Annotated in this window: 11 protein-coding genes; 9 read left to right on the forward strand and 2 right to left on the reverse strand. The window is 65.1% G+C overall.

Annotation, left to right across the window (positions count from 1 at the left end; translation table 11 throughout):
- Positions 1–20: 20 nt before the first annotated feature.
- The 8 genes from AB4Y77_RS12550 to AB4Y77_RS12585 all read left to right on the forward strand — a co-directional run bounded on the left by AB4Y77_RS12550 (position 21) and on the right by AB4Y77_RS12585 (position 15,391).
- Positions 21–4,310, forward strand: coding sequence for an FtsK/SpoIIIE domain-containing protein (locus AB4Y77_RS12550; RefSeq protein WP_442014183.1), 4,290 nt, complete (start codon positions 21–23; stop codon positions 4,308–4,310).
- 74 nt (positions 4,311–4,384) lie between these two features.
- Positions 4,385–6,367 carry a serine/threonine-protein kinase gene (locus AB4Y77_RS12555; RefSeq protein ID WP_442014184.1) on the forward strand — a complete coding sequence of 661 codons (1,983 nt, stop codon included), beginning with the start codon at positions 4,385–4,387 and terminating at the stop codon, positions 6,365–6,367.
- Positions 6,368–6,549: 182 nt separating this feature from the next.
- Positions 6,550–7,107: an SRPBCC family protein gene (locus tag AB4Y77_RS12560; protein WP_311214157.1), complete on the forward strand. Its 558-nt coding sequence runs from the start codon at positions 6,550–6,552 to the stop codon at positions 7,105–7,107.
- A gap of 153 nt (positions 7,108–7,260) precedes the next feature.
- On the forward strand, positions 7,261–7,881 hold the full coding sequence (locus AB4Y77_RS12565) for a hypothetical protein (protein WP_442014185.1): 621 nt from the start codon (positions 7,261–7,263) through the stop codon (positions 7,879–7,881).
- Between the two features lie 119 nt (positions 7,882–8,000).
- On the forward strand, positions 8,001–8,744 hold the full coding sequence (locus tag AB4Y77_RS12570) for a YcnI family copper-binding membrane protein (protein WP_442014186.1): 744 nt from the start codon (positions 8,001–8,003) through the stop codon (positions 8,742–8,744).
- 105 nt (positions 8,745–8,849) lie between these two features.
- Positions 8,850–9,485, forward strand: a complete 636-nt coding sequence (locus AB4Y77_RS12575) for a DUF4232 domain-containing protein (protein ID WP_311214184.1) — start codon at positions 8,850–8,852, stop codon at positions 9,483–9,485.
- Positions 9,486–9,540: 55 nt separating this feature from the next.
- Positions 9,541–14,568, forward strand: a complete 5,028-nt coding sequence (locus AB4Y77_RS12580; protein ID WP_311214154.1) for an Lhr family ATP-dependent helicase — start codon at positions 9,541–9,543, stop codon at positions 14,566–14,568.
- Positions 14,561–15,391: a DNA-formamidopyrimidine glycosylase family protein gene (locus tag AB4Y77_RS12585; protein WP_442014187.1), complete on the forward strand. Its 831-nt coding sequence runs from the start codon at positions 14,561–14,563 to the stop codon at positions 15,389–15,391. The genes AB4Y77_RS12580 and AB4Y77_RS12585 overlap by 8 nt, the downstream gene beginning before the upstream one ends.
- 107 nt (positions 15,392–15,498) lie before the next feature.
- On the opposite strand, the gene yczE is transcribed toward AB4Y77_RS12585, so the two are convergent.
- On the reverse strand, positions 15,499–16,158 hold the full coding sequence (yczE, locus tag AB4Y77_RS12590) for a membrane protein YczE (RefSeq protein WP_442014188.1): 660 nt from the start codon (positions 16,156–16,158) through the stop codon (positions 15,499–15,501).
- Positions 16,159–16,219: 61 nt separating this feature from the next.
- Here yczE and yczR point away from each other — a divergent pair, with 61 nt between their 5' ends.
- Positions 16,220–17,683 carry a MocR-like transcription factor YczR gene (gene yczR / locus AB4Y77_RS12595; protein WP_442014189.1) on the forward strand — a complete coding sequence of 488 codons (1,464 nt, stop codon included), beginning with the start codon at positions 16,220–16,222 and terminating at the stop codon, positions 17,681–17,683.
- Here yczR and AB4Y77_RS12600 read toward each other — a convergent pair.
- Entirely contained in the window at positions 17,680–18,174 is a 495-nt protein-coding gene (locus AB4Y77_RS12600) for a DUF4188 domain-containing protein (RefSeq protein WP_311214150.1), read from the reverse strand. The genes yczR and AB4Y77_RS12600 overlap by 4 nt on opposite strands.
- Positions 18,175–18,251 lie beyond the last annotated feature (77 nt).

The following is an 18,251-nucleotide window of genomic DNA, read 5'->3' on the forward strand; positions in this document are numbered from 1 at the left end:
CACTATAGGAGGAGCGCCCGGTGCGTGTGCTGATCGACCTGGACGATCGTCGTTTCGAGTGCGAGGTTGCCCACGCTGCGCCCGCCATCACGTTGTCCGACTTAGTGGAAGCCGCCGGGGGACCCCGTGTTGGCCCTGAGGAACCTGTGTTCGTCAATGAAACAGAGGTTCGTGGGGCCACACCGCTGTCCGAGCTGATTCTGCTGGAAGGCAGCCGCATCTCACGTGCACCGTGGCCAATGCCTCACCGCGTGCGTGATTGGAGCCTCACACTGGCCGGCGGTCAGCGTACTGGAGGCGTGGTGGACGTTCCGCAAGGACGCGACATGCTCATCGGCAGATCACCCCACGCCGATCTCAGCCTTCCTACTGAAAGTGCCTCATGGGACCACTTCCGTCTTCACCGTGAAGAGGAGGGGCTCCGTGTGGTGGATGGCGGTTCCACCAACGGCACTTTGGTCAACGGGGAACCTGTGGGCGAGGACGGGGTTCTGGTCACTCAAACGGCCACCATCACGGCAGGCGGCACGGTCCTTCTCCTCCGCCCTGCATTGGACGAGACCCCGGCCCCCGCGCCAGGCAGCCTGCACAACCTGACGCCAGCAGCCACTGCTCCCTTTAACAGGCCACCGCGACCCGGCCGTGCACCGGCCGGGGATCCTTTGGTCCCGCCGAGCCGCAAGGATGTTCCCCCGGCCAACAAGTTCAGCTACATCACGGTGCTGGCTCCGCTGGTCATGGCGGTTGCGATGGTGATGATCCTCCGTGACATGCGGTTCGCCATGTTCGCCATGCTCAGTCCGGTGATGGCTGTGGGCATGTGGTTCGAGCAAAAGCGCCGCCATGCCCGTGGCCTGAAGGAAGAGGCCGAGCGCTTCGACGGAGCGCTCAAGGAGTTTGGGAAGCAGATCCGCACTGCCGCCGAGGTGGAAACCGCCCGGCGGCACAGGATGGTCCCCGATCCCGCCACAGTGGTCCGCCGACCTGCGCTTCCGGCAACGTCACTGTGGCAGCGGCGTGCAGACTCGGACGACTTCCTGGCCCTGCATGCGGGCACGGGTGATGTGCCGTGGAAGCCTGAGGTGGACCGTGCTGCGGGCTCGCGCCCTGACGAAAAGGTTAAGGAAACCCTCACGGCAGCCCGTCTCCTGGCAGCCCCTGTGCTGGTGGACCTGACCGACGCCGGCGTAGTGGGCATTGTTGGCTCGCGGGAAGGCGCCTTGGCATTGGCCCGCTCCCTGGTGGCCCAGGCTGCGGTGCACGTTGGTCCGGCAGATCTGACGATTGGTGTCTTCTGCGACGCCGGCCGGGCCGACGAATGGGAATGGGCCTCGTGGCTCCCCCACACGCGCCAAACCGGCAGCAGCACGGGCGATCGCTGGATGTCCGCGCACCGTGAGACCAGCCTGGCCATGCTGCGCATGCTGAAGGACTCAGTGGAAGAATTGCCCACCCCAGCGCTCATGGTGGTCCTCGATTCCGACGTACTGACAGAGGGCAGGGATGCCCCGGCACGGGCCTTGCTCGGCATGGGGCGTTCCGTTCCCGGGGGCCATATCAACCCGCAGCAGCGGCCACCCCGCGTGGCGGGCATCGTCATAGCGACGTCCGAGGAGCAACTGCCGGCCTCCTGCACCACCATCATCAGGGTTGGCACGGATGCTGCCGCGGCCGTTGACCAGCCCGAGGACCTCACTCGTGTGGAGGACGTCATCTTGGCAGGCCTCGACCAGGAAGAAGCCCTGCGCTGCGCCACGCGACTGGCACACTTCGATGATCCTGAACTCAGCGTTCCAGGGGCATCCCTGCCCGCCTTGGTGCGGATGCCGGGCCTTCTTGGCTATGAGCGCCCCGACGCAGCGACCATTCGCAGACTGTGGCAGGCCCCCACCGGAGTTTCCACCCCCATTGGTACCGGCGAAAACGGGCCACTCACCCTGGACCTGGTCAAAGACGGCCCACACGGCTTGGTAGGCGGTACCACCGGATCCGGAAAGTCCGAGTTCCTGCGTTCCCTGGTGGCCGGACTCGCGGCCCGCAACGATCCCACCCGGTTGAACTTCATTCTGGTGGACTTCAAGGGTGGGGCCGCTTTCAAGGCATGCGAGCGTCTACCCCACACTATTGGAACCATCTCCAACCTGGACGAACAGCTGGCAGACCGGGCCCTGATCGCCTTGGAAGCAGAGATGGAGCGCCGCCAGCGGGTTTTCGCGGAGGCAGGCGAGGGCATCGATAACCTCAATGCCTATTTGGCCACCAACCCGGCCGAACCGATGCCACGCCTGTTGCTGGTGGTGGATGAGTTCGCCATGCTGGCCAAGGATTTCCCGGACGTCCTGACCGCTTTGGTCAGCATTGGCGCTGTGGGACGCACTTTGGGGGTGCACATGATCCTGGCTACGCAGCGCCCGGCTGGTGTGGTCAGTGATGACATCCTCGCCAATACCAACCTTCGGGTAGCGTTGCGCGTCCAGAGCCGCGATGACTCCAACAATGTGATTGGCGTTCCCGCTGCCTCGGCCATCGGCAGGGCCCAGATGGGCCGCGCCTTTGTGAAGCTCGGCCAGGACGACATCACTCCCGTCCAGACCGCGCTGGTCACCGGACAGGCACAGCTCGACGGCGGTCCCGCCGTCGATGTCCGCGACATCCGGCAGTTCGGTGTCCCGGCCCCCGCTCCTGTACTTCCGCGGTCCGCTGCGATGGACGAGAACGATCTGGATCTCCTTATCGACGCCGTGGTCGATGCCAATGCCGAGGCTGGATACGCCCCTCCGCGGCAGGTCTGGCCGGAGGCGCTGGGTGAGCGGGTGGAGCTGGAAGGCTTTGCGGCAGATGCCTCTGCTTTGGGCACGTCCGGGCCTGACCGTCCAGCGGTCGGAAGGGTGCAGGGGTCCACCGTCCTGGTGACCTTGCTGGACGAACCTGAGCTGCAGCGCCAGTCGCCCGCCGGCTGGGACCTATCGGTGGGCAACCTGATGCTCATGGGCGTGGCGGGCTCAGGTACGAGCACCACCTTGGCGACCATCGCGCTGACACTTGCGAAGGACGCAGATCCGGCCGATTTGGACCTCATGGTTCTGGACATGGGTTCCGGTGATCTTGAGATGCTTAAACGCCTGCCGCACACCGTGGCCTATGTGGGAACCGGCGCCGGCGCCAAGGAGCAACAAGCGCGGTTCCTGCGACACCTGAACACAGAGTTGGAAAGTCGCAGGGCAGCACCGGGTACGCATCGGCGCACTGTGGTCCTGCTTGACGGCCTGGCCTCCCTGCGCGATGAATTCCAGGACTTCGAAGGACAGCAACTCCTGGGCCTGTTGTACCGGGCCTATGCCGACGGGCCGGCGCTGGGGCTCTCCTTCGCCGTTACCACTACCCGCGCCAAAGCAGTTCCTTCTGTGATGAATGAAGTAACGCTGCAGAAGTGGCTGTTCCGGCTTGCCGACACCTACGACTACTCGTCGCTCGGGGTGCGGGCAAAACATGTCCCTGCCGCCATCCCCGGACGCTGCGTGGATCCGCGGACCTCCCTGCAGATGCACGTTGCGACTCCCGGCATCGGGTTGGAAGCCGCTGTGGACCGTGTCTGCCAACGCTGGGGAGACGCGCCTGCCAAGACCACGGCAATCAGGAGCCTGCCCACCGACGTCACCATGGCGGATCTGGGTGTGAAGCCACAACTGGAGACCGAACCGTGGCACATCCCCGTGGGAATCCGCGAAACGGACCTCTCACCGGCCTTCCTGGAAATTTACGAAGGCGAGCACGCCCTCATTGCCGGCCCGGCCCGTTCCGGTAAATCCACCGTGCTGTTGGCCTTGGCCGAGGCTGTCCGTGGCGTAGCCACTTCCCGGGGACCGGCCCAGGTCTGGGGCATTTGCGACCGCCGCTCCCCGTTGGCCACCGCTGCTCTGGACCGCGTAGCCGTAGGCACGGACGAAGTGCCTGCGTTGCTGGCCTCCCTGCGGATCGAGCGCGGCACGGTGTTCCTGCTGATCGACGACTCCGAACGCTTCGAGGATACCGATCAGTCCATTGCGGGGATGATCGCTTCAGGGCCTCCGGGGCTCTGCATCGTCGCCTCGGGACGGGCCGCTGACCTGCGTGGGCTGTATAGCCACTGGACCAAGTCCATCCGCAAATCGCGCCTCGGCGTGGTGCTCCAGCCCGACGTCAATTATGACGGCGAACTGCTGGGTGCCACCCTTCCACGGAAGGCACCCGTGGCGCTCACCGCCGGACGCGGATACCTCGGTGTGGGCGGGCAGATGTCGCTGATCCAGTCACTGAGCCCCGGAAGCTAAACCAGCAGCAGACACTTTGCAGGGGTCCGCGGGACGGCCCGGACATCAGATCGACAGCTTTGGAGAGTACGGACATGCAATTGGCACAAACGGGTCAGGCGTTGGGCGCGTCCTACCGCTTTGGGGAGCGCGTGGGCTCTGGGGCTGTGGGCGAAGTCTGGACCGTCACGTCCACCGACGGCCGCACCCTGGCGGCCAAAGTCCTGCGCCCGGAGCATGCCGATGACCCTTCCCTGGTAGAGCGGTTCGTCCGAGAGCGATCCGTGCTGCTTGGTCTGCAGGATTCAAGCATCGTCACGGTACGGGACATGGTGGTGGAGGGTGAACGGCTGGCCATCGTCATGGACTACATCGCGGGTGGCTCGCTGCGCGACGTCGTCAAAGACAGTGGCCCTATGCCTTCCGGAGATGCCGTTAAAGTGGCCGCAGAGATTTTCGATGCCCTCGCCTTTGCCCACTCACGGGGAGTGACGCACCGGGACATCAAGCCGGACAATGTGCTCCTGGCCCGCCCGTGGGCCGAGTCTGAAAGCGGCGACGTGCGGGTCTCCGACTTCGGCATTTCCGACGTCGTGGGCGAGAAAATCCGCCAAACGACCGGCCTGATCGGCACTCCGCAGTACATGCCGCCCGAACTCATCAGCCAAGGGCGGTCAGGCCCCGCCGGAGATGTCTATTCCACGGGCGTCCTGCTGTATGAACTCCTTGCCGGGCGTACTCCCTTCGCAGGTCCGGGCACGGACTTCAGCGTGGCTTACCGCCATGTCTCATCGCGCCCGCCCCGTATTCCCGTCGACGATGCCCTGTGGAGCGTCCTGGATCGGATGCTGTCCAAGGACCCCAACCAACGCCCAACAGCCGGTGAGGCGGCTTCGAACCTCCGGCGCTTGGCGCCTGGACTTGCCGGCAAGCCTGCTCTCTCCCGGGGGACAGCGCCTGAAGAGTTCGACGACGTCGAACGCCCGGCCACCGTTGTTCGCGGCGCCTTTGCCGATGACGAACCTACCGCCTTTGCAGCGGCGCCATCTGCCGGCGTCGATGTGGTTGCCCCGGATCTGGGGCAGGCAGGCAGCGCTACCATCGCCCGTCCCATGCCGCGCCGCGAAGTCCGCCCACAGGCGGAGGAACGTTCAGAGGAAAAAGACGCGACCCCGTTCTGGCGGACACGCAAAGCGTTGCTTCTGGGCGCTGGCGCGGTCTTCCTGATCGTGGCGATGGTGGTGGGCTTTATCCTTCTGTCCCCCACCAGCCCGCAGGTAGCTCCCACGCCGCCTGGACAACAATTGTCGGCGCAGTTGCAGGACCCTGCCCTGCCGACCGGCCTCACCATTTCACGAAACGCCACGTACGAGCCTTCTTCCGGTCAGGTCCGTTTGACGGTGTCCTACTCAGCGCAGAAAGCGCCGTTGTCCGGTGAGTTCCTGGAGGTCATTCCCGGTCTTGCCGATGGCGAAACCTGCCCGGCTGTGACGTGGGACGGTGGCACTGTGAGCCGCAACCAGGCTTCCATCTCCGGACTGGACGTTGAGTGCGGCTGGAAGCTCTCCGGGATGGAGATTCCTGCCGGAGGATCAGTGCAGTTGACCGCCAAGGTACCTGTGCAGCCCGCGGACCAGAAGGCAATGGATGCCTGGCTCCGCAGCGGATCGACGGCAACCACGGCTGCCACGCAGAACCCTGCGGTCAAAGGCACCGCGTACCCGGTGCAACGCCTTAAGGGTGTAGAGGTCCGCACCCCTGCACGCGTTGTAACGCCCAGCCCCCTGAAAATCACGCTCGTCCCCGTGTGGGCCGGCGGTGCCGATGAACTCAATCCCCTCTACGTCAGCCCAGCCTCAGGTAAGGCATCCCAGATGCTCGCTGCCGTCACCGGCGGTGAGCAGGGGGTGCGGTTCGCCGATGGCTGCGGCGGGGCGCTGGCAGTGGACAGCTCCGGGCTCACCGTCACAGCCCTGCAAATCACGCCACAGTGCACGGTCCGGGCCAGCGTGGGAAATTTCACCGAGCTCAAGTCAGCCCCGTTCGGCATCACCTCCCGGGAGAACTCGGGCGAGTAGCTCCCCCTGCGCCACCGCCGAGGGGCGGGATCTCAACCCTTTCACGCCCGGCGAGGGGCGGGATCTCACCCCTTTCACCCGCTCAAAGAGGCGAGAGCTAACCCTTCGGCGAAGCCAGGAGTAGATTAGCCCACGGATGCCACAAGACACCCTCGGAACCAGGACGGACCTCGGAGGCAACAATGGCCGGGCACACCAAGAAAACAACCAAAAGCACCGATTACGAGTTCGTCACCGTGTGGCGAGTAGCGGGCACCCGCCAGGAAGTGGTGGACATCCTTGGTGACGCCGCCACGCTCAAGCAATGGTGGCCCTCCGTCTACCTCACGGTTACTCCCGTGGCCGACGGCGGACCCGGCGGCGTTGGCGCAACCTTCGACCTCCACACCAAGGGCTGGCTTCCGTACACCCTGCGCTGGCGACTCACCATTACCGAACCCGTGAGCCTCGACGGCTTCGCCCTCACCGCCGCTGGCGACCTCAATGGAACAGGTCGCTGGACATTCGAAACCGACGGCCCGGAAGTGGTCATCACCTACGATTGGCGGGTCAGCGCTGCCAAGCCCCTCCTGCGCAGGCTGAGCTGGCTCCTGAAACCCGCATTCTCGGCCAACCATCACTGGGCCATGGCGCGCGGCGAGGAGAGCCTCAAACTGGAGCTCCGCCGTCGTCGTTCCACTTCCGCAGCGAAAGTGCCTCAGCCCCCAGAAGCAACCTTCGTCCGGCGGGCGAGGGGTTAGCTCTCACCACTTTCGCTGCTGCCAAAGAGCCGGGATCCCGCCCCTCGGCGCACATATCCACATAGCCACCCATCCGGGGCCAGACCGGCGCCGAACTCCCGATAGAATCAAGACGCCGACAACCAAACACCAACTGAGATCAGGGAGGACCACGTGCGCACATCGCGGACCCGGGTTCCCTTCCACGCGCTGCGGTCGGGCACGGTCTCTCTTGTGGTGGTTCTCCTCGCAGCAGGTGCCCACATTGTGGGTGGCGGGACGCTTCCCACGGCCCCGGTCCTTTTGGCGCTCGTGGTGCTGACAGCTCTGGTGGCTACGCTGGCTACCCGTTTCAAGCTGAACCTCGTCTCCATGGCGGGCCTCTTAGGCGCGGGACAATTGGTGCTTCACGAGGCCTTCACCGCGCTGGGACCCATCACGGCCACGGGTCCGGCAGCAAACCACCACCTCGGCGGCGATTCCTTAAGCCCCGGCATGGACCTCGCAGCAGCGCACACCCATGAGCTCGGGACGGCTTTCGGCCCCCTGATGCTGGTGGGCCACGTCATCGCTACCTTTGCTTCTGCGATCGTCCTCACCAAGGGTGAAGATGCGCTCTGGCAGTTGGCGGCCTGGCTACGGCCGCTGCTCGCCCTGCCCACCTTGGTGTTCAGGCCCGACGCCGGTGCCTCGCCTGCCGCGGTTGGCGCACCCGATGTCTTCATCCCCCGCCCCTGGCGGAACCTCAGGCAAGACAGCCGACGCGGCCCGCCCGCCGTCGTCGTACTTCCCTAGTTCCGCCCGGCACCAAGGCGACGCAACAGCGCGCCGCAAAAGCAAAGCCTTTGCATGGTGACGGGCTCTCAACCCGTACCCCCGCGCCGCCTCAGCCGGCGCCCCCGAAAGGCAATCCCATGAACAAGTCCGCCCTCCGTCGCACCCTTTCCGCTACCGCCGTCGCCGGTGGAACCGCCGCCCTGATGATGGCAGGCCTGGCCGGAGCCTCCGCCCACGTTTCCGCCGACCCGAACAAGACCGCTGCCAACTCGTACGCTTTGGTCACTTTCGGCATCCCCCACGGTTGCGACACGTTCGGCACCACAAAGGTTGCCATTTCACTCCCCGAAGAGCTGAATGACGCACAGCCGACCGTCAACCCGAACTGGACCGTGGAGAAGGTCACGGAGACCCTCGCCGAGCCCAAGAAGCTGGATGACGGAACCACCATCACCAAGCGCACCAGCCAGATTGTGTACACGGCCAAGGCTCCGCTTGACCCTCACCTGCGTGACGCATTGGTCCTGTCCGTCAAGCTGCCGGACGCCGCCGGCAAAACCCTCTACTTCCCCACGCTGCAGACCTGCGAACAAGGCCAGACCGATTGGTCCGAGATCGCCAAGGAAGGCCAGGACCCCCACGATCTCAAGGCTCCGGCGCCGTCGGTCACCATCACCCCTGCTGCTGCAGAAGGTGACCACCACGCTGCAACCGCCGTCTCCACAGAGCAGGCTTCCGCAGTGACCTCCGACGACGGTTCGCAGGCACGCAGCTGGGCGGGCCTCATCGCCGGCATCGCTGGTTTGGGCCTGGGCGGTGCGGCGTTCTTCCGCAGCCGCGCTGCCAAGCCCGCGGTGGTCAAGGCTGATTCCTCCAAGTAGTCGACCTCTGGATTGGCGCCCGGAAGATTACGATCCGGGCGCCAATCCAGGTCCTTCGCCGTGGCTGAATTGACTCACGTCACGGCCGGGACAAGGCTGGTGCCCATGTGGACTCAGCGCATTAAAACCGGACTTGTGACGACGACGGCAGCCGCTTCACTGCTGCTCCTGGCAGCCTGCGGGCCAAGCCCCAGCCCGGCGGGAACCAGCAGTGCCCCGCCCACTTCTTCAACCCCGTCGGCTTCGTCGACTCCCAGCTCACCTTCGGCAACGGCCACAATGACGCCATCGGCGCCCACCACGTCGGCTGCGCCAGCAGGCGCCACCCAGTGCAAGGCAGCGTCCCTGACTGCGGCTACCGATTCAACCGGCGGCGGAGCGGCAGGCAGCATTTACGAGAAGCTGATCCTGACGAACTCCGGCACCACGCCGTGCACACTGGAAGGCTTCGCCGGCGTCTCACTGACCGCCGAGGCCAGTGGTGAACCGATCGGCGAACCGGCAACCCGCGAAACGACCACCCCGGTCACCAAGATCGAACTGGCCCCAGGTAAGTCGGCGTGGGCCGAAATCCGCTACACGCAGGCCGGAAACTACGGCGATTGCACCAAGGTCCCCGCTGCCGGTTTCCGTATCTACCCGCCGAACGACACCGCGTCGCTGTTCGTCGCCGAGGCGCATGATGCGTGCAGCAACGCCGGTATCAAGCTCCTGACCATCACAGCATTCCAGGCAGTCTGACACTGTCTCCACGGCTCCGTCTTATTCTGTCGGGGCCGTGGGGCATGATGGAGGAATGCAGGAGCCGCAGGCGTCGGATGGCGCCATCAGCCGTTTCAGCCAGGCAACCAGGGAATGGTTCCTCGGCGCTTTTTCCGAGCCCACCCCCGCGCAGGACGGGGCGTGGAACGCGATCTCGTCAGGTTCGCATGCCTTGGTCGTGGCTCCCACCGGTTCCGGTAAGACCCTCGCAGCTTTTCTGTGGGCGTTGGACCGGCTGCATTCCACCCCGTCGGACACCCTTCCGGGGTTGGAGACTGTCCCTGCCAACGGCAAAGGCCGGGCCAAACGCCCCAAGACCAAAACACGTGTCCTCTATATCTCACCGCTGAAAGCCCTCGGCGTGGACGTTGAGCGGAACCTCCGGGCACCACTGATTGGCATCACCCAGACCGCCAAGCGTTTAGGGCTGCCTGCACCTCTCGTCACGGTCGGTGTCCGTTCAGGAGATACGACGGCGGCAGATCGCCGTACGCTGTTGACCAACCCACCGGACATCCTGATCACCACTCCGGAGTCCCTGTTCCTTATGCTGACCTCCCGTGCCAGGGAGACGCTCAGCGAAGTGGACACCATCATCATCGACGAAGTGCATGCCGTTGCGGGCACCAAGCGCGGGGCACACCTTGCCGTCTCGCTGGAGCGCCTGGATGCATTGCTTCCCAAGCCAGCGCAGCGCATCGGGCTCTCGGCTACCGTCCAACCGCGTGAGTTGGTGGCGCAGTTCCTGGCAGGTCAGGCACCGGTGGAAATCGTGGCTCCGCCGTCCAAGAAAAACTGGAACCTTACCGTCACCGTGCCTGTGGAGGACATGTCAGACCTCCAGGGTGCCGCGGGGGCATTCGATTCGGGCCCGGCGTCGGGACTGCAGCCCCAGGCCTCCATCTGGCCGCATGTGGAGGAACAGATTGTGGATCTGGTCCTCTCCAAACAATCCACCATTGTGTTTGCCAATTCCCGCCGCCTTTCAGAGCGCCTGACGGCACGGCTCAATGAAATCTACGCCGAACGACAATTGATGGCAGTGGGCGGCGGAGAGTGGGCAGCACCGGAGGCAAGCTCCGGCGTTTCGGGGTCCATAGCTCCTGTGTCCACAGCTCCGGCATCCTCAGTGCCGGCGTCCACCGCCACGCCGGCTCACATGATGGCGCAGGCCGGCAGTACCACCGGCGCCGATCCCGTATTAGCCCGCGCCCACCACGGCTCGGTGTCCAAAGACCAGCGAGCCATGATCGAGGACGACCTCAAGTCCGGCAGGCTCCGGTGCGTGGTGGCAACCTCCTCACTGGAACTTGGCATCGATATGGGTGCTGTGGACTTGGTCATCCAGGTGGAGTCTCCACCGTCGGTGGCCAGTGGCCTCCAGCGGGTAGGCCGCGCCGGACACCAAGTGGGCGAGATTTCCGAAGGTGTGCTGTTCCCCAAGCACAGGGCGGATCTCCTGCACACGAGCGTCACGGTGGAACGCATGCTCAGTGGGCAGATTGAGCGGTTGAGCATCCCCACGAATCCCTTGGACATCCTGGCCCAACAGACGGTCGCGGCAACTGCCTTGGGGAGCATCGACGTCGAAGACTGGTTCAGCACCGTCCGGCGTTCTGCACCGTTCGCCAGCCTGCCGCGATCAGCGTTTGAAGCCACCTTGGACCTCTTGGCCGGCCGGTACCCCTCGGACGAGTTCGCCGAGCTCCGGCCACGCATCATCTGGGACCGGCATGCAGGAACCATTGAGGGCAGGCCCGGAGCCCAACGCTTGGCAGTGACCTCCGGTGGCACCATCCCGGACCGGGGATTGTTCGGCGTGTACATCATCGGCACGGAAGTCGAGGGATCAGCTTCCCCCGGCAGCGGTAACGGGAGTGAACCCACTGCCTCGGCCCGCGCGGCCAAGGGCGGCCGCCGTGTGGGTGAACTCGACGAGGAAATGGTGTACGAATCCAGGGTCGGCGATGTCTTTGCGCTGGGCGCCACCAGTTGGAAGATCGAGGACATTACGCACGACCGCGTGCTGGTCTCCCCTGCCTTCGGCCAGCCGGGGAAGCTTCCCTTCTGGAAGGGTGATTCGCTCGGCAGGCCCGTTGACCTGGGCCGGGCCTTGGGCGCGTTTATCCGGGAACTCTCCGCAGCGGACGAGGCTCCCGCCATGGAACGCTGCCAAGCCAGTGGTCTGGATGCCTTCGCGGCAAGCAACCTGCTCCAGTACCTCAGGGAACAGAAGGAAGCCACGGAGATTGTTCCCAGCGACAGAACGCTGGTGGTGGAGCGTTTCCATGACGAGCTGGGCGATTGGCGGGTGGTGCTCCACAGCCCCTTCGGCATGCCCGTCCACGCTCCGTGGGCGCTGGCCGTGGGCCAACGACTCCAACAGCGCTACGGCCTGGATGGGTCCGCGATGGCGGCCGATGATGGCATCGTCCTGCGCGTGCCCATGATGGAGGATGAGCCACCCGGTGCTGAATTGTTCCTCTTCGATCCGGAGGAACTGGAGCAGATCGTCACTACTGAAGTAGGTGGCAGCGCCCTGTTCGCCTCCCGGTTCCGCGAGTGTGCGGCGCGGGCGCTCCTCTTGCCACGCCAAAACCCGGCCAAACGGCAGCCGCTGTGGCAGCAGAGGCAACGCTCGGCCCAATTGCTGGACGTCGCCCGGAAGTACCCGTCCTTTCCCATCGTGCTCGAAACAGTGCGCGAATGTTTGCAGGATGTTTACGATCTGCCCGCGTTGAAAGACATTGCGGCATCCGTGGAGCGCCGTGAGCTCAGGATCGTGGAGACCACAACGCAGCAGCCCTCCCCCTTCGCGAAGTCGCTTTTATTCGGCTATGTGGCCCAATTCCTGTACGAGGGCGACTCCCCCTTGGCAGAACGCAGGGCTGCTGCCCTGGCGTTGGACTCCACTCTCCTCAACGAACTCCTTGGGCGTGTGGAACTGCGCGAGCTCCTCGACGCCGCAGTCATCGATTCCACGGAAAGGGAACTACAGCGGCTGGCCCCGGACCGCCGAGTGCGCGGGATGGAGGGCGTCGCTGACCTGCTCCGGTTGTTGGGTCCGCTCAGCGTTGAAGAAGTGGCGGAACGGCTTCAAGGAGTGGAGACAGCTGAAACAGCGCAGCACACGCTGGAGGAGCATGTCAGCGCAGATCATCCGGACGGCGCCGAACACCTGGACGAAGCTCCGCCGGCCGCGCCATCAGGCACGGTCACCGACGCCGGATCCCACTTGGCTGCCCTGCAGAAAGCCAACCGTGCACTCAAGGTGACCATTGGCGGCGTCGAACGCTTCTCTGCAGTGGAGGATGCCGCGAGACTTCGCGACGCAATCGGCGTTCCCTTGCCTATGGGTGTTCCGTTGGCGTTCATTGAACCGGTCCATGATCCTTTGGGTGACCTCGTCTCCCGGTATGCCCGCACCCACGGGCCCTTCACGGCGTCGGAAGCGGCCTCGAGGTTGGGACTCGGTGTCGCGGTGGTCAACACGGCCCTGAAACGCCTGGCCGGGGACGGCCGGGTGGTGGAGGGAGAGTTCCGTCCACACGCTGTGGCCGAACCCCAACCCACAGCGGAAGGCGCAGATCGCGAGCTCATGACCCTGGACGCCCCGCCGTCCAGCGAGTGGTGCGATGCCGAAGTTCTGCGCAAGCTGCGTCGTCGTTCCCTGGCTGCCCTCCGCGCCGAAGTGGAGCCCGTGGACACTGCCGCTTATGGGCGGTTCCTGCCGGCCTGGCAAAATGTCACCGCACCGGGGAAGTCGCGGAGCCAGGCGTTGCGCGGACTGGACGGCATCATCACGGCCGTGGACCAGCTGTCCGGGGTTCCGATCCCCGCCTCAGCTTGGGAGCCTTTGGTACTGGCAAGCCGGGTGGCGGACTACAAACCCGCCATGCTGGACGAACTGATGGCCGCCGGCGAACTCCTCTGGTCCGGGGCAGGGTCCCTGCCCGGAAACGACGGCTGGATCAGCCTCCACGTGGCCGATTCCGCTGAGCTGACCCTCAGCCCGTCCCCCGAGTTCGAACCCGGCGACGCACAGCAGCGGCTTTTGGAGCACTTCAGCGCAGGCGGTGGCTACTTCTTCCGGCAACTCACGGACGTGGCCGGCGGCATGGACGCAGTGTTAAGTGACGACGCCGTGGTCTCCGCTCTGTGGGACCTGGTCTGGGCCGGCCGGGTGACAGGAGATACGTTCGCCCCGGTGCGCGCCATGATCGCCGGTGGCAAAACCGCCCACCGGCAGGTGGCTAAGGCCCCCAGGGCACGGGCTCCGCGCCTCAGCAGGCTGGGCCGTTCCCATGGGTCAGGTCTGCTGGGCTCGCCTGGGCTTACCGGTGGCCGCTACGGTTCGGTTCCAGGCGGGATTGCAGCTGCACCACCGTCTGCTGTGGGCCGTTGGTCGGCCCTGCCCGCCCCGGAATTGGATCCCACCATCCATGCCCGCGGCACCGCCGAATTGCTGCTGGACAGGTATGGCGTGGTGACCCGCGGTTCGGTCATGGCGGAGAACATCATTGGCGGCTTCGGGCTCATGTACAAAGTGCTTGCCCGGTTGGAGGAGGCAGGCCGGTGCCGCCGCGGCTACTTCATCGAGCATTTGGGAGCTGCCCAGTTCGCGGTCCCCGCAACAGTGGACCGACTGAGATCATTCACCGAGGATGCCCGTATTTCCAAAGCAGAACCGTCGGCGTTGGCATTGGCCGCAACGGATCCAGCCAACCCGTATGGGGCCGCCCTTCCGTGGCCCGCGTTGTCAGTCGACGCCGGGTCCGGGCACCGTCCCGGACGGAAAGCCGGAGCGCTGGTGGTGATGGTCGACGGCGCGTTGGTCCTTTACGTGGAACGCGGCGGCAAGACGCTGCTCACCTTCAACCAAGACGAGGCCGTGCTGACACTGGCAGCCCAGGCGTTGGTGGATGTGGTGCGCCGCGGCGCCGTGGACAAGCTCTTCATGGAGAAGGTCAACGGGCACGACCTCCTCGAAACCCCCATTGCCGTTGCCCTGGCAGCAGCCGGCGCCTACTCCACTCCGAAGGGACTGCGGATCCGTGCCTGAGGGTGATTCCATTTGGCGCGCGGCGTCGCGGCTGAACGAGGCCCTGGCCGGGCAAACCATCACGGCCTCCGACTTCCGTGTGCCCCGCTTCGCCACGCTGAACCTCGCAGGGTGGTCCATGACCGAGGTGGTCCCGCGGGGCAAACACCTCTTGATGCGCCTCACCGGACCAGTGGACGAGGAACCCGGTGCCAGCAAAAGGCCGCGTGCCCTGACCATCCATTCCCACCTGAAGATGGAGGGGAACTGGATGATCTATCCGCCGGGTGGTCGATGGACCAAACCCGGTCACACGGCACGGTGTGTGCTCCGCACAGCCTCGGCTGACGCGGTGGGGTTCTCGCTGGGCATCCTGGAAGTGGTGCCAACCGCCGAGGAAGAGAAGATTGTTGGACACCTGGGACCAGACCTCCTCGGCCCGGATTGGGACGAGGAAGAAGCTCTGCGGAGGCTACGGGCTGAGCCGGACATCACCGTGGGTTTCGCCTTGTTGGACCAGCGTAAGCTCGCAGGCATCGGCAATATCTACCGGTGCGAGGCGTGCTTCCTCTCCGGCATCCACCCAACGCTCCCGGTGGGCGAAGTGCCGGATCTGGCCAAGACCATCAACGATGCCAAGCGCCTCCTCGGTGAAAACCTCGGTCCGGGGCGGCGCAGTACTCTTGGTCCCCGCGCCATGAGGCCCGGGTATTGGGTTTACGGCAGGGAACGCCAACCGTGCCGTCGGTGCGGGACCACTGTCCGCCGCGCGCTCCTGGCGGCCCCGGATGGGACTGAGGAACGGGACATCTACTTCTGCCCCCGCTGCCAGCCGGCCCCATAGCCCGTCACTAGCAGTGGGCAAAGCGCCAGAGACGCTCAGCAGCGGGAGCGGGCGGCGGGCAGCACACGAGTGCGCCCAACCGGAACCCCCGGCTGTGCGCCCCGGATTCACGAGGCAGCTGGCGCTGTCGGTACGGCTTCCACGGGTTCCGTTGCCGGACCGGAAGCCGTGCCGTCCTTTGCCTTGGACACTTCCGGGACCATGAATTTCGGCAGCAGCACTTGCACGATCGGGCCAATGGCCAAGGCGTAGACCACGGTTCCCACGCCTACCGAGCCTCCCAGCAGGAAACCTACGGCAAGGACCACCACTTCGATGCCGGTGCGCACCAGTCGAACCGACCATCCGGTACGGCGGACCAGGCCTGTCATGAGGCCATCGCGGGCGCCGGGGCCGAGCCGTGTTCCGATGTAGCAGGCAGAAGCGATGCCATTGAGGATCACGGCTCCGGCAAGCATGGCGATCTGGCCTCCAAGGTGGGAGAACTCCGGAATGAGCCACAGACCGAGGTCGGCAAAGAGTCCCACGAGCACCGCGTTGGCGATGGTTCCGATCCCCGGCATTTGCCGCAACGGAATCCAGAGGAGCAGGACAAGGAAGCTGACCGCGATGACCACAACGCCAATGCTGAGGCCAGTCTTCTGGGACACGCCTTGGTGGAACACGTCCCAGGGGTCCAAGCCAAGGCCGGCCCGGATGAACATGGCCAGGGAGATGCCATACATCGCGAGGCCAATCAGGAGTTGTGTGATTCTTCGGGTCATCATGATGTCCATCATCCAAGAGAACTGGCCTTGTATTCCATAGCCAGTTTGGAATACTGGTCTTATGTCCGGCTCATTGAATCCCACTGCACTCGTCCGCCTCCTGGGCTCCTGGAACTCCGGCGCCCTGCCCGCCTACCGGGAGTTGGCCGACGTCGTGCGATTGCTGGTGATGGATGGGCGCATCCCACTGGACGTCGCGCTGCCGAGCGAACGCGCGCTGGCCCAAACACTCGGCCTCAGCCGCACTACCGTCACCGCCGCGTACGCGAGCCTGCGCGAGCAGGGTTTCCTCACTGCCGGGCAGGGCAGCCGCGGCAGGACCTGCATCCCGCACCGCACGGCGCCAGTCAGTGCACCGGGCCTTGCTGTTCCGGACGGGCTGCTGGACCTGGCCTATGCGTCGCTTCCCGCCGCCGGAGAAGTGGTGCACAGGGCATTCGCGGAGGCACTGACCGAACTGCCTGCACTCTTGCCGGGCTTCGGGTACGACGCTGTGGGCGTACCCGCCCTGCGTGAAGCCATCGCGGAAAAATACACCGCCGAGGGCGCGCCCACCACAGCCGGCCAGATCCTGATCACCTCCGGCGCCCAGCATGCCCTCAATATCGTGTTGCGGACGCTCGCCGGAAAGCAGGACCGGGTCATGGTGGAACACCCCACTTATCCCAACGCGCTGGACGCCATCCGCTCCGCCGGCTGCAAACCGCTGCCAGTTGCGCTGCCCGTAATACAGTCGAGTACCTCTCCGGCCTGGGACATCGACGCGATGGTCGCCACCATGAACCACCAGCGACCCGCCATGGCCTATCTCGTACCGGACTTCCACAATCCAACAGGACGCATCATGTCGGATCTGCAGCGGCGGCGCTTGGTGCGCGCGGCAACTGCGTCCGGGACCGTACTGGTAGTGGATGAAACGCTTCGCGGGTTGAACCTCGACGGCGTCCGCACGGCTCCGATGTCGTCCTTCAGTCCTTCGGTGGTGTCCATTGGGTCGCTGAGCAAATCCCATTGGGCAGGCCTCAGGACCGGGTGGATCAGGGCAGACGAAGCCCTGATTGACCGCTTTGTTGCGACCAGGACCGTCATGGATTTGGGCGGCCCCGTGGTGGAGCAGCTGGCGGCTGCGCGCCTGATCAGGTCATTCTCGGAGCCACTGGACGCCCGATTGGAGGAGCTGAGGCACAACCGGGAAGCGCTGCTGGGATTGCTTGCGCAGCACCTGCCGGACTGGGAGGTGGAGCGACCACAGGGTGGACTCACTGTCTGGTGCCGGCTCCCCTCGCCGTGCAGCACAGCGCTGACAGTGCTCGCACCGGACTTCGGGCTCCGCTTGGCCGCCGGTCCCCGCTTTGGTGTGGGCGGAGCGTTCGAGCACTACCTGCGTGTGCCCTACACCTTGCCGCCCGCGCAGTTGGAGTTCGCCGTCGGCGCGCTCCGCGCCGCCCAGGACAAGCTCGACGCCGCACCCCACCTGCGCCGCACCCTCAAGGCCGAGCGGCCCGCCGTCGTCGCGGTTGCCTAAGCCGCCGCACTCCGCGTCCCGCCCATGCGCTGCTTCGCCGTGTTGCTGCCGGGGCCCACTGGGACATGCGAGGTTGCCTTGGCCAGTCCGAACAGCGTCATTCCGTTGTAAACCACTTCAATGCCCGACGCCGGAACCTGGTACGTTTCGTGCCACACGCCAACGTCCCCGCTGCCCGCAATCTCCTTCATGAATTTCCGCCACGGCCCCAGATGCGGCGAATTCTTGTCAGCAGCAAATTTGCGAAGATGCTCTGGGCTTTCCCAGTAACTGAGCAGCACGGTGGTCCGCCCGAACCACTGCTCACTGCCGAGTAGTCCAGCTTCGGGGTTCGCAGCGAGGTGCCGCATCATGGTGGGCATGGCCGAGGCAACCTTCGCCACTCGGCCCATCTTCCACCACCGGTTGGCGCGCATCCCGATGAGGAAAACGGTCACGGTGTCGCGCCCGATGTCCGCCGTGAAGCGACCGGGGAAAATCTCCTGTGCCATGTGAATCCTTCCTGACTGCGGTCTCGACTTCGAGTTTCGTAACGTTGTTATGAAACAATGTTATGAAACACTTGAAG

It is taken from the genome of Paenarthrobacter sp. YAF11_1 (assembly GCF_052113445.1).
In the GTDB taxonomy this organism is placed as follows: domain Bacteria; phylum Actinomycetota; class Actinomycetes; order Actinomycetales; family Micrococcaceae; genus Arthrobacter.